General features: G+C 44.0%; 13 protein-coding genes and 1 pseudogene. 8 read left to right on the forward strand and 6 right to left on the reverse strand.

Going from position 1 to position 15,440, the window contains the following annotated elements:
* The first annotated feature begins 338 nt into the window (after positions 1–338).
* From BKN38_RS01755 to msrA, 5 genes and pseudogenes are all read left to right on the forward strand, one after another.
* Entirely contained in the window at positions 339–887 is a 549-nt protein-coding gene (locus BKN38_RS01755) for a hypothetical protein (RefSeq protein ID WP_070957663.1), read from the forward strand.
* 572 nt (positions 888–1,459) lie between these two features.
* Positions 1,460–1,960, forward strand: a complete 501-nt coding sequence (locus BKN38_RS10505; RefSeq protein ID WP_143000178.1) for a hypothetical protein — start codon at positions 1,460–1,462, stop codon at positions 1,958–1,960.
* Between the two features lie 73 nt (positions 1,961–2,033).
* Complete coding sequence (locus BKN38_RS10195) at positions 2,034–2,351, forward strand: glycosyltransferase (RefSeq protein ID WP_083329079.1); 318 nt, start codon at positions 2,034–2,036, stop codon at positions 2,349–2,351.
* On the forward strand, positions 2,329–3,117 hold the full coding sequence (locus tag BKN38_RS01765) for a glycosyltransferase (RefSeq protein ID WP_083329080.1): 789 nt from the start codon (positions 2,329–2,331) through the stop codon (positions 3,115–3,117). The genes BKN38_RS10195 and BKN38_RS01765 overlap by 23 nt, the downstream gene beginning before the upstream one ends.
* A 238-nt stretch (positions 3,118–3,355) precedes the next feature.
* A pseudogene (msrA, locus tag BKN38_RS01770) lies at positions 3,356–3,886 on the forward strand (peptide-methionine (S)-S-oxide reductase MsrA); the annotation flags it as partial.
* Positions 3,887–4,232: 346 nt separating this feature from the next.
* On the opposite strand, the gene BKN38_RS01775 reads toward msrA, so the two are convergent.
* The 3 genes from BKN38_RS01775 to bamA all read right to left on the reverse strand — a co-directional run bounded on the left by BKN38_RS01775 (position 4,233) and on the right by bamA (position 9,517).
* Complete coding sequence (locus BKN38_RS01775; protein ID WP_104720777.1) at positions 4,233–5,783, reverse strand: pitrilysin family protein; 1,551 nt, start codon at positions 5,781–5,783, stop codon at positions 4,233–4,235.
* Positions 5,783–6,916, reverse strand: a complete 1,134-nt coding sequence (locus BKN38_RS01780; RefSeq protein ID WP_082942593.1) for a dehypoxanthine futalosine cyclase — start codon at positions 6,914–6,916, stop codon at positions 5,783–5,785. The genes BKN38_RS01775 and BKN38_RS01780 overlap by 1 nt, the downstream gene beginning before the upstream one ends.
* Positions 6,917–7,120: 204 nt before the next feature.
* Entirely contained in the window at positions 7,121–9,517 is a 2,397-nt protein-coding gene (gene bamA, locus BKN38_RS01785; RefSeq protein WP_066456574.1) for an outer membrane protein assembly factor BamA, read from the reverse strand.
* Between the two features lie 400 nt (positions 9,518–9,917).
* Between bamA and BKN38_RS01790 the strand changes: the two genes are divergently transcribed.
* Both BKN38_RS01790 and BKN38_RS01800 read left to right on the forward strand, forming a co-directional pair.
* Positions 9,918–11,141: an aldo/keto reductase gene (locus BKN38_RS01790; protein ID WP_104720778.1), complete on the forward strand. Its 1,224-nt coding sequence runs from the start codon at positions 9,918–9,920 to the stop codon at positions 11,139–11,141.
* Between the two features lie 225 nt (positions 11,142–11,366).
* Positions 11,367–12,218: an arginase family protein gene (locus tag BKN38_RS01800; protein WP_082942594.1), complete on the forward strand. Its 852-nt coding sequence runs from the start codon at positions 11,367–11,369 to the stop codon at positions 12,216–12,218.
* A 166-nt stretch (positions 12,219–12,384) separates the two neighbouring features.
* On the opposite strand, the gene BKN38_RS01805 is transcribed toward BKN38_RS01800, so the two are convergent.
* The 3 genes from BKN38_RS01805 to rplI form a co-directional block, all read right to left on the reverse strand.
* Positions 12,385–12,738: a hypothetical protein gene (locus BKN38_RS01805; RefSeq protein WP_066456577.1), complete on the reverse strand. Its 354-nt coding sequence runs from the start codon at positions 12,736–12,738 to the stop codon at positions 12,385–12,387.
* A gap of 25 nt (positions 12,739–12,763) precedes the next feature.
* Positions 12,764–13,288, reverse strand: coding sequence for a hypothetical protein (locus BKN38_RS01810; RefSeq protein ID WP_066456579.1), 525 nt, complete (start codon positions 13,286–13,288; stop codon positions 12,764–12,766).
* A gap of 283 nt (positions 13,289–13,571) precedes the next feature.
* Positions 13,572–14,015, reverse strand: coding sequence for a 50S ribosomal protein L9 (rplI, locus tag BKN38_RS01815; protein WP_066456581.1), 444 nt, complete (start codon positions 14,013–14,015; stop codon positions 13,572–13,574).
* Between the two features lie 71 nt (positions 14,016–14,086).
* Between rplI and BKN38_RS01820 the strand changes: the two genes are divergently transcribed.
* Positions 14,087–15,124: a M48 family metallopeptidase gene (locus tag BKN38_RS01820; RefSeq protein ID WP_066456583.1), complete on the forward strand. Its 1,038-nt coding sequence runs from the start codon at positions 14,087–14,089 to the stop codon at positions 15,122–15,124.
* Positions 15,125–15,440 lie beyond the last annotated feature (316 nt).

Raw genomic sequence — 15,440 nt, forward strand, 5'->3', positions numbered from 1 at the left:
CTCATCTACCACCATCAAGACACCGCAACCACCGAGCTGTGTCAGCCATCGAGACGCCACAAGACGAATCGGTAACGCGGAGGACGTAAGCACAAAAATCCGTAGCACAACAATCCATACTTTAAGCTTTATTGCCAAAAATACTTACATATCTTTGTAAAGCGATTTTTGGCATTCGTGGCAAGCGGCTTGGTTAAGAGCCATTCAAGGATATATGATTTATAATTCAAAGTTTGGGAAAGCATGGCTGGAATTATGGTAGTGCAAAGGTCACAAAAATAGCAACTTTAAAGAAATATCACCAAAAAGACAAAAACTAAAATCACAAAAGGCAAAAAATGAGTAGATTTAAAAATGGTTGGGATGTGGCTTTTTGGGCGTTTGTCGCTGTGTATGCGTTTTGTATTGTTTATAAATCAAGTATGCCATTGATGAGTGGCGATGATATAAGCTTTTTTATGAGTTTGCGTGATGGTAGCGGTGCTTGGCATGGGCTAGATTTTGATTATAAGCGATTTTTTCCATTGGCTGGGTGGAATCTTAATCTAATAGCTAGCATTTCGACAAGCCCTTATGCTTTTATGATTGGGAATGCGCTTGTTTTTGTTATTGTCTCGGGCTGTTATTATGCGCTAGCTAGGAGCTTTGGCGCAAACAAAGCGCTTATTTTTGTGAGCTTTGTGATTTTTGCTCTAAGTGTAGGCTATGTGAAAATAATCACGCAGATTCCATTCCCTGAAAACACGCAGATAATGTTTTTACTCCTTTTCTTGCTTTGCGCGCAACGCGTATTTACTAAAATGAAAAACTCTGATATATATATATCATACTTGCGCTCGTGTTTGGAAACGCGGTTATTTACCTCAAAGAAGTTTCGTTTGCATTAATTAGCGGCTTTGGCTTCACTTCGCTTTTTTTAGCCTTCCTTAATACTCGCTTTTCCCACACTCCAAAACCTTCAAAAATCTTTGTGATTTTTAATTGCCTCTTAATGCTTAGCGGTGTGATTTTTCTGCTGTTATATGTATATTTTACGCATGGTGCAAATGAGTCATATACTAATCTTTATATGTTTGACTCTACAATACGAATTTTTATTATGTCTATTTTGGGCGCGCCACTTGTAAGTATTGCTTTGCCATGTATGATTTTGTATCGCCTGTATCGCATTGTAAAAGATAAAGATACATTGAATATATTTTGGGATAGTATCGCACTCATGTCATTTGCATATTTTAGTGCATATTTGGTGCTTGGCATGTCTAGTTTTTATTATTTTACACCATCTAGTTTGCTTGCATGTCTATATGGACTCTTTTTTATAAAATTGTATGCCAAAACCATTGTTAAAAGCACTCTTTTTTGGGTTGTGGTTGTCATATTTGGGCTTATTTCTGTGTTTCATACTATTCCATATGGGTTGCATTGTTTTACGCTCAACAAAACACAAATGCGTAATATGCAAGATTCTATGGAATTTTTAGCCAAATATATAAAAGAAAATCCGGGCACCACGCTCTACTTTGATGGGTTATGCAGAGGTAGCGATAGATGTCATTATTACGATCAGTATGTGACATTTTTTAACATCCTACCTAGAATCTATGGCGCGGAGAATTTTGATATCAAGTCAAATGAGCCAAATGGCAAAAATTTCACCATAAGCCCAAACGCAAAGTTTAGCTTTTTTTCAAGCGATGAAGTAAGCACGCCCAAAAGTGGGGATTTGCTATTTGTGAGCTTTATGAGTGACAAGCCAATTTCGCAAGAATATATTGAGAATCTAAAAGAGAAAGAGGAGCTGCTTTTTGAGACGGATAATTTTGGCTATATTCCTTCGTATAACATTATGAGCTTTGGCGCGCTGGCGTTGCAAAAGCTAGGAATCAAGCACTCGCTAAGCAATATGGGAAATCCTTTGCGCCTGCCATCGCAAATGTATATTTTTAGGATTCGATAATTTTATAGCATTGCCATATACTTTTGTTATAATTGCCCAGAAACTTTACATCAATCAAGGGGTTGGAAACATCATGAATGATACATTACCAAGCCTATGCGTAGTTGTGCCTTGCTATAACGAAGAGGCGATTATTGAGCGGACATTTTTGCAACTTCAAAAAAAGCTAAAAGGCATGATTGGCAAAAGCATCGCGCTAGATTCTAAACTTATTTTTGTCGATGATGGCAGCAAGGATAGGACATGGGAGTTGCTATCTAGTTTTTCTAGCAAAAATGCAAGTAAATCACATGATACAGCATTTTCCAATCACTCAAATCAGATAAACCAAACAGGCAACACAGAATCTAAAAGCGCTCGCGAAATTGATGCTCCCCCCCCCCCCCATTAGCCATTCCAACACCAGTCAGGTAGAAACTATCGCGATAAAGCTCTCCAAAAACTGCGGGCATCAGAATGCGCTTTTGGCAGGGCTAGAATATGCAAGAGATAAATGCGATTGTGTGATAAGCATAGATGGTGATTTGCAGCAAGATTGCGAGAAGTTCGATGAGTTTGTGGCGAAATTTGTGGCTGGAGCGGATATTGTGCTTGGTGTGAGGGAGGATAGGCAGAGCGATTCTGTGTTTAAAAAATACAGCGCGCTTGGATTCTATGCCTTTATGCAAGCGCTTGGCGTGAATTTGGTGACAAACCATGCGGACTATCGGCTTTTGAGCAAAAGAGCGCTAGAGGCGCTCAAATCTTATGATGAGCGGAATCTATTTTTGCGCGCTTTGGTGCTGGACTTGGGATTTAGGCTCGATTTTGTGAAGTTTAGCGTCAAAGAGCGCGAGGCTGGAGAGTCCAAATACAGCCTTGCCAAAATGCTTTCTTTCGCATGGAATGGCATCACTAGCTTTTCTATTAAGCCGTTGCGACTTGTAAGCATGCTTGGGATGACATTTTTTGTGCTTTTTGCTGGGTTTGGGCTTTATGCGCTTTTTATGAGGCTTTTTACCACGCAGACTATCTCTGGCTGGGCGTCTATCGTGATTGTGCTGTGCTTTTTTAGCGCGGTGCAGCTGCTTAGCCTTGGGATTATTGGTGAATATATTGGCAAAATGTATCAAGAGATAAAGCATCGCCCGAGGTTTATAATAGAAGAAGTGGTGTAGATTCTGGGCGTTTGCGCTATAATAAATATCAAAAAATCTGCAAGGAAGCAAAATGTCTAGAATCCACAAAATGCTTATGCTTGCTTTTGCGTGCGTGGTGTATGCGTTTGGTGCGCAGGATTTGGATCAGAATCTAGCACAAAATCCGCTCCAGAATCTAGCGCAAAGCACAGCACAACCAGCACAAAACACAGCGCAAGCCACAAAACAAGCACCAAAAAGCACAAAGGAGAAAGCCATGAAATCAGTGGAATCAGTAAAATCAGTAGAATCAGCGCAGAATCTAAAGACGATTTACCTTGCTGGCGGGTGTTTTTGGGGGCTGGAGGCGTATTTGAAAGAGATCGATGGCGTGCAGAGCGCGGAGGTGGGCTATGCCAATGGCAAGACGCAAGAGACAAACTATCATATTTTGCCAATCACCGATCACGCCGAGAGTGTGAAGGTGGTGTATGATAGCGCGAAGCTGCCGCTCGCGCGGCTTTTGGAGTATTATTTCAAAGTGATTGATCCAACGAGCATCAATAAGCAGGGCAATGATCGCGGGCGGCAGTATCGCACCGGCATCTACTACCTGCCAGAATCTAGCGCGAGTGATGAGCCAGCCGCGCGCGCCGCGCTAAATGCGCTGCAAAGCAAGCACAAAGAAAAAATCCAAGTCGAGCTAGAGCCGCTGAAAAACTATGTCAAAGCGGAAGAATATCATCAAGACTATTTGGCGAAAAATCCCGGCGGGTATTGTCATTTTGATATAGAAAAAGCGCTTGAAGGCGTGGAGCGTAAAAAGAACTAAAGCCCAAGGTTGGGTTTATAAATACAAAAATACGCATATTTTCTAAATAAAAAACACAAAAATTAATAACAAAGTTGAGATAAATTATATATCTTGACTCCACTCAAAAAGCATTTACTGTGACCTTTTTCTTACAGCAATGAATTAACATATCCAAAAAACCTTAAACAAACATCGATTCGGCTTGATAATTTAAAATTCAATCATATAAAAATGACAGCACAAACTAATTATTTCTCCTTTTGGATTCTGGCAACTTGTGATACCTGCACAAATTATTCTTATTTGTCAATTTGGTTTGATTGTAATTTATTGCTGGTTTTTAGTGCTGGCTTGTGCCAGAATCCGCGGTATCTGTCACGATAGCAAAGCTTAGATCTGCCACTTCATCATGCGCTTTTATATAGGCATTTAGCGTTTTTAGATCTAGATCGCGGATTTGCTGCAGCTGGTGCTTGTCAAAATCAAGCGGCAAGCCACGATAAAAATTCAGGCTTTTTGCCTGCAATCGCTGCTCTAGCGTCTCATTACGCAGCGGCTCGCTACCTAGCAAAAAGCTTTTCGCGCTATCTAGCTCTTTTTGCGTCGCGCCATTTTTGACAAAATCTTTTACTACCTTTTTCACCAGCGCTATCGCTTCATCTTTGGATTCTAGCTTGGTTTGCAAATGCCCGCTGGCAAACGACACAAGCAGCGCAGTATTGTAAGAAATATACGCGCCATACGCGAGCCCGCGCTTCACGCGCACCTCCTCCATAAGCCTAGAGCCAAAGCCGCCAGAGCCTAGGATAAAGCCCGCAACCTTCGCCAAATACGCCTCTTTCTCAAAATCGCTAAACTTCAATGGCGCGCCAAAATAAATATATGCCTGCTGCGTTTGCACATCCTGTGTGCGCGTGGCATTTTTTGCGCTCACTTCAAAATGCGCGCGCTTATATGCACTGCCCTGTGGCAGAAATGACAGCATCTCGCTTAGGCGCGCTAGCGTGTTGTCTAGCTTCACATCACCACCCACGATGATGGATAGCTTTTGAAGCTGCAGGGCATTATCAAGCGAGGCGCGGATGTCTTTTAGGCTGTAGCCCTCGATTTGTTTTATCGAGCCGAGTTTGGATTCTGCCATGGGCGTGCCCTCAAAAAGCATCGCGCGCAGCAGCTCATCGGCGATAAAATCAAAGTCATTTTGGTTTGCTAGGATTTGTGAGATGATGGCGGTTTTTGATTTGTTGAGCGCTTTTGTGGTGAGGTTTGGATCGCGCAAAAGCTCGCCTAGAAGCGCGATAGCCGCCTCTTCTTGCTCTTTTAGAAACTCTAGCTTAAAGCTTAGATTCTCCTCGCTACTGCCGATGATGAGCGATATTGCCTTCTGCTCTAGCGCGCTTGCAAACGCGGTGCCACCAAGCGCTTTGGTGCCCTCATCCAGCAGCGTGTCGCGCAAGACATCAAGCCCTGCCTTGCCATTGTTGCTAAGCCTGCCACCACCGCGGAAAACAAGGCTGATGCGCCCCATGGGGATCATATCAGACACTTCATACACCACCGGGATTTTTATGCCTTGGATTTCTATCTCGCGCAGTCCGCTTGCGGTGCCAGAATCTGATTTTGTGGATTCTACTTTTGCGGATTCCACTTTTTTAGATTCTGATTTGCCAGCCATTTTGCCACTAGATTCTATTTTTTTGGCTTCTATTCTAGATTCTATCTTTTTAGATTCTGCCATGCATACTCCTATATTTATCATCGACACTATCGCCACTACCGCCGCTGCTGCCAAAGCCCGCGCGCCAAATACGCCAAATACCACACGCGCACCAAAAGCCCCAAAGCCCGCGCCAACCCCGCGCACAAGCGCCAAAACACTATCCCTTTTCATCAAAACCTCTCCAATATCCTATACGCCGTGTCGCGCTTAGCGGGCAGCTCGCCTATGTCTTTGATAAGTCGGACCATCTCATCTTGATTCATCGAGTTGCGCGCGCCCGCCGCAGCTACGACATTTTCCTCCATCATCGTGCTTCCTAGATCATTCGCGCCAAAAAGCAGTGCCAGCTGCCCGATGTGACTTCCTTGCGTCACCCAGCTACTTTGGATATTTCGCACATTATCAAGATAGAGCCTAGAGCAAGCAAGCAGGCGCAAATAGCGGTTGGAGCTTGCTTTTTGTATGTTTGGCAGCTCGATTTGCAGCGGCGTGTTATCCGGCTGAAAGCTCCAGAGTATAAACGCGCGGAATCCTTGCGTCTCATCCTGCAGCTCGCGCACGCGCCGCCAGTGCTCTATCACATCATCATCATCATCCACCGAGCCAAACATCATCGTAGCGGTGGATTTGATGCCTTGTAGATGCGCCTGCCTATGCACCTCTATCCACTCATCAGAATCCAACTTGCGAGGCGCGATGATATCACGCACGCGATCGCTTAGTATCTCCGCCCCCGCGCCGGGTATTGAGCTAAGCCCCGCGTTTTTTAGCCTAGCGAGCACTTCTGGTATGCTAAGATGTGAGACTTTGGCGATATAATTTACCTCGATAGCGGAGAATCCATGGATGGTGATTTGTGGGTATTTTTGCGCGATGTGAGATACTAGATTCTCATAATAATCTATTTTTAGCTTTGGATGCACGCCGCCTTGGAAGAGAATCTGCGTGCCGCCGATTTCTAGCAGCTCTTCTATCTTTTTATCAATCTCTTCATAGCTTAGGATATAGCCCTCATCATCGCCCACACGCCGCTTAAACGCGCAAAACTTGCAATCCACCCAGCAAATATTTGTGTAATTTATATTGCGATCGACTATAAAAGTGGTGATTTTATCGGGGTGCAAAGCTGCTTTTGCCTCGCTTGCTAGCTGTCCTAGCTCGCGCAAAGAGGCGTTTTGCATGAGATCTTTTATCTCTTTATCGCTGTATCGTCTCAAAGGATTTGGCGGGGTGATGACATCGCGCGGCGCGCTTGGCAGCGATCCTAGCAGGCTAGAATCTGATATTTTTGGTGTGTCGCTCATTTTTGCTCCTTTTGGATTCTTAAGGCTTGCTTTTGGCGTTGCGCTCTAGATTTTGCGCTTGGTGGCGAGCTGGATTTATATTTTTGTCATTTTAGATTCTAGCTTGCTTTTTAGCTTTTGGCACCAAAATCTAAGTCTCGAGAATCTCGTTCTCCCTAGAATCTAGTTCCTCCTAAAATCTCGTTCCCCCAGCATCTTGTCCCCCTAGAATCTCGTCCCCATAGAGAACTCAAAATTGGAAGTATAATCGCCGCGCTGTTCATTAAAGCGCTTGATAGGGAAAATCAGCACCAGCGGTCCCATCGGCGATATCCACTCCACTGCTAGCCCCACAGACGCGCGCCATTCTAGGTTGTGGTTGCCAGTGCCTAGCACGCCATAGCTTTTGAAATCCGCCACGCCACCATTAGCTTTAAAAGTCAAAAATCCATAGTCGCCAAACACCGCGAGGCGCATTTTCGCCGCTTCCAAAATCCCATAGCTAAGCTCTACAGAGTTTGAAAACATCCCATCGCCGCCTACCCACAAGCCATTGCTATCGCGCGGCGTGATAGAGCCCGCGCGGAATCCGCGGATAGTCGTCACACCACCCATATAAAAGGTGCTATTTAGCGGCAAAAAGTCCTCTCTATCATAGCGGAATATATACCCGCCTTGCGCCTTGTAGCGCGCGATAAGATCGATGCCAATAAGCGAGCGCAGATGATAATAAAGCCCTAGCTTTGCATACGCTTTGACATTTCTCACCGTCCCGCCAAGCCCCGCAAACTGCGCGTAAGCGGAGGCTATCACGCCATTTTTAGGGAAGTAGTAGTCATCGGTGTTGTCAAAGTTTATGCTGGGTGAGAGCGAAGAGGTGATAGGCAAGTGATTATCATCTTTCCAGAGTCCATACGCTTGGCAAGTGCCGTTTTGCGCGTAGCTTATACATTGATTTTGCGAGGAGTAAAACTGCTCGTATAGCGGGCTAGTGAAGTCATAGGTTTTGACGATATTTATATCATAGCCCAAAGATACGCGCAGCGTTGGCAAAAGCAAGCGCCCGACATTGAAGCTAAAGCCCCCGCTTTGCTCGATATACACATAATTTATGTAGTAGTTTCCATAGATACTGCCAGAAGTGGAAAATTTGGAGTCAAAAATGCGCGGATTGGTAAGCGAGATATTCCCGCTAAATTGGCGTCCATTATACTGGCGCGTCTGCCCGTAGTAGCTGAAATTATAGCTTTGCCCTGTCCCTGTGGAGATATTGGCATAGATACTGCCGCTTTGCCCTGTGCCAAAGAGATTGCGCTCGCTGATAGAGCCATTTATCATAAGCCCACCATAGCTTCCATACCCTAGCCCAAACTGCAACTGCCCCGTGCGCCCCTCTTTCACTTCGATAAGCAAATCCATAGAATCCTCGCTCACGCGGCGCTCATCGATTTTCACACTATCAAAAAAGCCGAGTCTCTTTAGCGCATTTTCAGATTCTGCTAGTTTGGTGAGGCTATACACATCGCCGGGTGCTAGCAGCATCTCGCGGCGGATGATGCGATCGCCTGTGCGCGTGTTGCCAGAGATTAGCACATCGCTGATATGCACTTTTTCGCCGACATCTATGTGATAGATGACTTTTACTTTGGCAGTGGTTTCATCTTTGTCAAGGTCTGGGCGCACTTGGGCAAACGCATAGCCTTTGTCTGCGATGAGGCGCTTTAGCGTTTGTGCGTCTGCGCGGAGATTCTCGATATTAAATATCTCGCCGACTTTCACGCTAGCTGCTTTTTTTAGCGTGTTTGTAGGCACGATATCTTCGTTATTTATATCGATTTCTATGTCGCTTACGCGGTATTGGATGCCTTCTTCTATCTTATAGTATAGCGTGGCGCTTAGGTTGCTAAAATTTGCACTCAAAAAGGGCGAAGACACCGTGGCATCCAAAAATCCATTACGCATATACACATCTTGGATTCTCATGCTGTCATATTCTAGCTCTTGCAAGCGCAGTTTGCCATCATTTAGCCCCCACATCCAGCCCATAAAATCGCGCTCTTTATTCGCGCTCAAAGATTCTAGTTTGGAAGTTTTGAGCTTTTTTCTGCCTTCATAGTAGGCTTTGCGGATGAGGATATTATCCCCGCGATTTACATTAAACACGATGGCATACGCGTCCGTATCGCCGACTTTTGTAAGCTCTTCTTGCACGATAGAGCCATAATAGCCTTGATACTCAAGCACCGTTTTTAGCACATCTTTGGCGTGCTCTAGCTTCTCATCATCGAGGCTTTCGCCCTTTTTTATCCCCATTTGTGTATAAAGCGTCTGCTTTTCTTGATCGCTGCCATAGCCTTTGATCTCCACACTTGCAATGCGCGGCTTCTCTGTGAAATAAAACACCAGCTCGCTGCGCTCAAAGCTTACATAAATATCTTTGAAATATCCTTGATTGTAAAATGCCAGCACCGCGTCATCAAGGGCTTTTTCATCAAGCTCCTCGCCCACTTTTAGCTTGGCAATCTCGCTCGCTAGCATATCTGAAAGCGACTGCAAGCCCTCATATCGTATAGAATCTATGCGCGCGCCAAAAGCACCGCTTACAAACGCAGCGCACAACATACTACATATCAATATTTTTTTAAACAAAGAAATCCCTTAAGCGTTTATTAATAGAAGTGGGTTTTGAAAAGGCGCATTATACAAAGCGAATGTAATAATTTGGCTTAAAAGCTGCAAATACTTTGAAAACTTGCGCGCAAGATTCTGCTATAATGCACGCAAGTTTTGATGAGAATCTCAATAGACATCATTCAGCTTGTGCTTTTTGTTATTGTCCAACTTTTTACTTTTTTTAGATTCTGGTGAATTTTGTATATTTTTGCATTTTGGTCTTGACAGATAGCTACTATCATCCTTTATAATTTGCATGCTTTATAATTTTGAATCCTTTATAACTTTGTCTCATCGTTGATTTGGCGCTTATATTGGATTTGTCAAATTTAAAATACAAGGAGTAAAAATGAAGTCTTCACGCAGGGAATTTTTCAAAACAAGTGCGGCGATGATGGCTAGTGTCGCTGGTTTTAGCGCGATAGGCGCGCCAAGTGTATTGAGCGCGGTGGATTCTAGCGCGCAAACAAACACACGAGCGAACATGCAAGCAGGCGCACAAACAAACACACTGGCGAACACGCAAGCAAGCGCGCAAAACACCACAAAAGACGCGGACAAAATGGCAAAAATAACCACCACAGCCGCGCTCCCGCAACGCAAAGTGGGCGATTTCACCATAAGCGCGCTAGGGCTTGGCTGCATGGGAATGACGCACGGGCATGGCGCGCCACGCGATAGAAAAGCGATGATTCGGCTAATCCATGAGGCGATCGAGCTAGGAATCACCTATTTTGACAGCGCGGAAGCCTACATCGGCAACGAGGAATTGCTAGCAGAGGCGTTAAAGCCCTATCGGCACAGGGTGAAAATCGGCACAAAATTTGGGCTTTATTATCCCTTTGGCAAGCAGATGCAGGATTCTAGCAAAAAGGCGATTTTGCGCGCGCTTGATGCGAGTCTGAAGCGGCTAAACACCGATTATATCGATATTTACACACAGCATCGCGTGGATTTGGATACGCCTATGCAAGAGGTGGCGGGCACTATTGGCGAGCTGATAAAAGCGAGCAAAGTGCGGGCTTTTGGGCTAAGCGAAGCGGGCGCACAAAGCATCAAAAAAGCGCACGCCGTGACGCCTGTAAATGCGCTGCAGAGTCATTATGCGATGAGTTTTCGCGAGGTCGAGGGCAATGAGATTCTAAAGACTTGCGAGAATCTAGGCATCGCTTTTGTAGCCTACAGCCCGCTTGATAGAGGGCTATTGACAGGTAAGATGAATGAAAACACGACTTTTCATGCGACGCTTGATATGCGTGCAAATTTCCCGCGCTACACCAAAGAAAATCTAGCGAAAAATCAAGCGATAGTGAAGTTTATCCAAAATATCGCGCAGGAGAAAAACGCGACTATCGCGCAAATCGCGCTTGCGTGGCTGCTCGCGCAAAAAGACTTCATCATCCCAATCCCAGAGACGACAAACCCGACGCATTTGAGAGAGAATCTAGGCGCGCTAAAAATAAGCTTCAGCAAAGCAGAGTTAAGCCAAATCGCCACAGAGCTAAAAAATGTCCCTATCTTTGGCGACCGCTACCCGCCAAATAGCGATGCGGCAAAGAGTGTGGGGTTATAGAGGTGTGGGATTGCAAGAGCGCGGCGGCTGCAAAAGTGCAAAGGCCGAAGGCTATGAAAGCGCGAGATTAAAAACGCGCCGCCACCAAAACGCGCAGCATAAATACAAACCAGAATCTAGTCCGCGCACCTTGCGTGCTAGAGCGGGAAAATCAGCTAAGTTATGCGCAAGGCATAATTTATCTTTTTAAGCTAAAATTATCCCCCATTTTTAAAGGATGAGATAATGAAAAGCTTAAGACTCGTATATCCAGACTATCTTAGTGGTGGTTTGAAAGAATACTATCTGGGGGCCAAACTCCTTACTCAAATTTTGCCTCAAAATAGCAATCAGCCAAGTTTTGAAGTGCCTATTGCTCCGCCAAGCGAGGCTAAGTTTCAAATAGAAAATGGCATATTTGCGAGAAATGAAGTGATACAAAACACCAAAAAAGCTCAAGATATATTAGCGCGCTATGAGCCTCAAAAAGTCATTACCATAGGCGGGACTTGCTATGTTTCTTTGGCGAGTTTTGATTATTTGCACGCTTTGTATCCTAAGCTTGGCATTGTTTGGCTTGATGCGCACCCTGATGTGAGTGCGCCAAAGGATAATTACCCAAACGCTCATGCTTTCGTGCTTGGCACGCTTTTAGGAGAAGGTGACGCAGAGCTTTTAAGCTTGCTTAAAAACAAGCCTTTTAAGGCTGATGAGCTTTTATACATAGGCTTGCAAGGGCTTCATAGCTATCAAAAAGAGTTTTTAGATAAAAAAGGCGTGTCTTATAAGGTGCAAGATAAGGGCTTTGTAAGCGATGAGGAGTTAAAAAGTTTTATAGATAAATTTGATGCTTTGCTGGTGCATTTTGATATAGATGTGTTGAGTGTAGAGCATTTTAGTGATACTTATTTTGCAAATCCTACTTTGGTAGGCGATGGTAGCGGTGGAGGTAAGATGAGCCTTGAAAAGCTCGCTCATATTTTAACTTTGCTTGATAAAAGCTCAAAAATAGTAGGCTTTAGCATAGCTGAATATCTGCCATTTAGCGCTTATAAGCTTCAAGAGCTTTTTAAAGATTTTGATTTTTTGAAAAAGTGAAATTCCAAAACTAGATTCTGCTAAGCGAGCAAAAGCTGTTTAGGCGCGTGGCGTTTAATGCGCTTTGGCAACACAACAAAAAGCCAGAAAATGCGAGGCTTTGAGATTGACGAAGATTTGGCTTTGGTTTTGGATTCTAGAGTTTGGATTTTAGATTCTAGTTTGTTTAGAATCTCACATGTATTTTATCAAATTCGGGCATCATAGAAGCGACAAACAATGCATATAAAACACAAATAAATAAAATCACCGCTATTTTGTATTTTTTTATTTTTGAAGTATTTATTTCGATTGCTTTGGCATGTCTATAGATTAGCTTTATGATAAAAAATAATGCATAAAATTCGATGCCAAAAATCAAAGAAAACATTAATGGCACATACAAATAAAGATATAATATTTCAAGCGCCATGCTTGTATTTTTCAATACCAACATAGCACAAATTGTTAAAAATAGTGGAGCTAGCCAAACGCCAGGCAAAAAGACTTTATGAAACCCCTTGCTTAAAACAAAAGCCAAAAGCTCTTTGTTTTTTACGCAATATCTAATAAAAAAATATAGTCATACAAGTGGTTATAAATAAAGCTATATAAAAATCACGAAAGAATGAACCCATTATTCTAAATGCAAGATATGCTGCCCCGTATGAAAAAATCGCCCCAGCAAAACTCATACTTATAAAGAATAAAAATATAAAATTGATTCTGCGGTATTTTTTTATATTTATAATAAGCGCTTCATTAGGCCAACTTTTCTTTATTATGATGTGGACAATATCTAAAAATATTATCAAAGAAATCACTTCAACTATCACAAATACAGGAAAAGTCTCTGGCGCAAATGCAAAACCAATAGAAAAATTTGAAGCAGGCGTGAATATTCCTATCACTTCTCCAATAAAAATCGCCACCAAAGCACCATAAAAATCTTTAGCCACTATAAATACAATCAAGGCCATAAATATAGATACAACCGCTGCTTTAGCTATGGCTTTGGCTATAATCCCAAAATCATAATATGACAAACCAAAACCTGGAATCCCCACAAAAAATCCCAACAAAACTGCCATCAAAGCATTTTTATAAAAATCTTTACTTAGCGCAAAAGCCCTATATTCTTCATTTTTAATACAATAAAAAAATATAAGCAGATAACAAAATCACATGAGCTATTGATGTGAAAATCACAACAATAAAAGAATTATTCATAGCATTTCCTAGAAATATTTGAGAGGTTAATCTCGCAAGCTAAAGGTTTTTGTGGTTTATAGCCTTGATATGGAGCGAGCGGGCTTGCAAAGCCAAAGCGCACAAATTCCACCTTGCGCGCGAAAGCGCCAAATCCGCGTGCCCTCACTCCTCTATGACTTCGATTTTTAGCTTCGCATGGATTCCAGCGCCCAGCTTCACATCCACGACAAAGCTCCCTAGATGCTTGATAGGCGTGGCGATTTCTATGTCTTTTTTATCGATGCTTAGTCGATGGGATTCTGCCAGACTTTGCGCTATCTCATCTTTGGTTATCGAGCCAAAAAGCGCGCCATTATTGCTTTTTTTGCTTAGGGTCAAAGTGATGGATTCTAGGCTTTTGGCAAGCTGTTTGCGCTCCGCCATATCAAGCGCGCGCTGCTCTTCTTGGCGCTTTTGCTCGGCTTTGTATTTGTTTAGCACCTCGTTGGTCGCGTGCTTTGCTTTGTTTTTGGCGATGAGGAAGTTTTGCGCGTAGCCATCTTTCACCTCTTTCACCTCGCCGCGCTTGCCAAGCCCCTGCACATCTTCTAGCAACAATACTTTCATAGCTATCCTTTGGTATAATGTGGGCTTGATTTTAGCGATTCGCCGCCAAAAACAAAATAAAAGACAAAAGAATGATGAAAATGCCAGCACAAAAACTACCCAAAACGCCGCCACAAACATCGCACGCAGGGTTTATGAAGTCGCCACGCGCAAAATCACAGCGTGCGAAGTCGCCACGCCCAAAGCGCGCCCAAAGCGCAGCACCAAGCTCTATGTATTATAAAGATTTGCTTATATGGCTTTTCCCAGCGCGCAGCAGGACGCTTCGCCTAAGTATCAGCGCGTATCCGCCAAAGGGCTTTGCGAAAAAGCTTGGAGGTGGTTTTGGTGGGGCGCTTGCGGATTCTGGTAATTTAGATTCTAGCGCAGAATCTAGGACGCTATTTAGCGCGGATTCTGGTTTGGAGGCTAACTCAAACAGCCCAGAATCCAGCGCGCAAATTTTAGATTCTGACTCGAGCAATCTAAAATCTAGCGCGCCAAGTTTGGGCCATGCAGATTCTAGGGTGGATTCTAGCCTAGATTCCACCTCGAGCGGTGCAGAATCCGCCACCAGCCTTTACGGCGCGCCTTTTATCAAGCTTTCACATCGTGCCAGCGCCAGCGCGCGAGAAATCTATGACTTCATAGAGGCAAACGAAACATGGCTTCGGCAAGTCATCGCGCGCATCGCACAAAGGAGCGGCGCGCAAAATGATGTGCTCGCGCGCCATCCAAACGAGATTTTGCTATTTGGCGAATGGGTGGCGGCGATCCCGCTAGGCGCGGTAAAAAGCGCGCTAGAATCCTATCTACGCGAGCGCACCAAGATTCTCGCAGAATCCATGGGCTTGCGCTATAGCAAGCTTGGCGTGCGCGCCTCTTGCACGCGCTTTGGCAGCTGCGCTGGCGATAGGCTTAGCTTCTCGCTGCTGCTGGCGTTTGCGCCAAAAGAGCAGATAGATTATGTGATAATCCACGAGCTTTCACACATCACGCACAAAAACCACTCCGCGCGCTTTTGGAATCTAGTAGCCGCACACTGCCCGCGCTGGAAGATTTTGCGCAAAGAGCTGAAAGACAACTACGCGATTTATCGCGCGCTTTTGGAGTCGCTGGCTGGATCGTGATTTTGCGCTGGCTGGTTTGTCTTTGCGCTGGCTAGTTTGTTTTTTGCTAATTTACACTCGCTGTTTTGCGCCACGCCGATTTACATCCAGCTTGATTTATTTGATTTATTTATTTCGCACCCATTTATTCTGCACCCATTTTTTCACACTCGCTAATTTGCGCCCCGCTGGATTCTAGGCCAATTTATTTTATGCTTGCTGTTTTTTGCATCCATTGTTTTATTGTTTTGCGCTTACTGACTTATTTTTGTGAGTTTGCACCAGCTGTTTTTTTATCCTCATTATTTTACATTTGCTATTTTCACACCCGCTTAAT

The sequence above is a fragment of the Helicobacter sp. CLO-3 genome (assembly GCF_001854545.1).
In the GTDB taxonomy this organism is placed as follows: Bacteria; Campylobacterota; Campylobacteria; order Campylobacterales; family Helicobacteraceae; genus Helicobacter_B.

Excerpts from the sequence above, each read along its gene's own strand:
- BKN38_RS01755 (WP_070957663.1), top strand. The coding sequence starts at position 339 with ATGAGTAGATTTAAAAATGGTTGGGATGTGGCTTTTTGGGCGTTTGTC.
- BKN38_RS10505 (WP_143000178.1), top strand. The coding sequence starts at position 1,460 with ATGCAAGATTCTATGGAATTTTTAGCCAAATATATAAAAGAAAATCCG.
- BKN38_RS10195 (WP_083329079.1), top strand. The coding sequence starts at position 2,034 with ATGAATGATACATTACCAAGCCTATGCGTAGTTGTGCCTTGCTATAAC.
- BKN38_RS01765 (WP_083329080.1), top strand. The coding sequence starts at position 2,329 with ATGCTCCCCCCCCCCCCCATTAGCCATTCCAACACCAGTCAGGTAGAA.
- BKN38_RS01775 (WP_104720777.1), bottom strand. The coding sequence starts at position 5,783 with ATGAAAAGGGATAGTGTTTTGGCGCTTGTGCGCGGGGTTGGCGCGGGC.
- BKN38_RS01780 (WP_082942593.1), bottom strand. The coding sequence starts at position 6,916 with ATGAGCGACACACCAAAAATATCAGATTCTAGCCTGCTAGGATCGCTG.
- bamA (WP_066456574.1), bottom strand. The coding sequence starts at position 9,517 with ATGTTGTGCGCTGCGTTTGTAAGCGGTGCTTTTGGCGCGCGCATAGAT.
- BKN38_RS01790 (WP_104720778.1), top strand. The coding sequence starts at position 9,918 with ATGAAGTCTTCACGCAGGGAATTTTTCAAAACAAGTGCGGCGATGATG.
- BKN38_RS01800 (WP_082942594.1), top strand. The coding sequence starts at position 11,367 with ATGAAAAGCTTAAGACTCGTATATCCAGACTATCTTAGTGGTGGTTTG.
- BKN38_RS01810 (WP_066456579.1), bottom strand. The coding sequence starts at position 13,288 with ATGGCAGTTTTGTTGGGATTTTTTGTGGGGATTCCAGGTTTTGGTTTG.
- rplI (WP_066456581.1), bottom strand. The coding sequence starts at position 14,015 with ATGAAAGTATTGTTGCTAGAAGATGTGCAGGGGCTTGGCAAGCGCGGC.
- BKN38_RS01820 (WP_066456583.1), top strand. The coding sequence starts at position 14,087 with ATGATGAAAATGCCAGCACAAAAACTACCCAAAACGCCGCCACAAACA.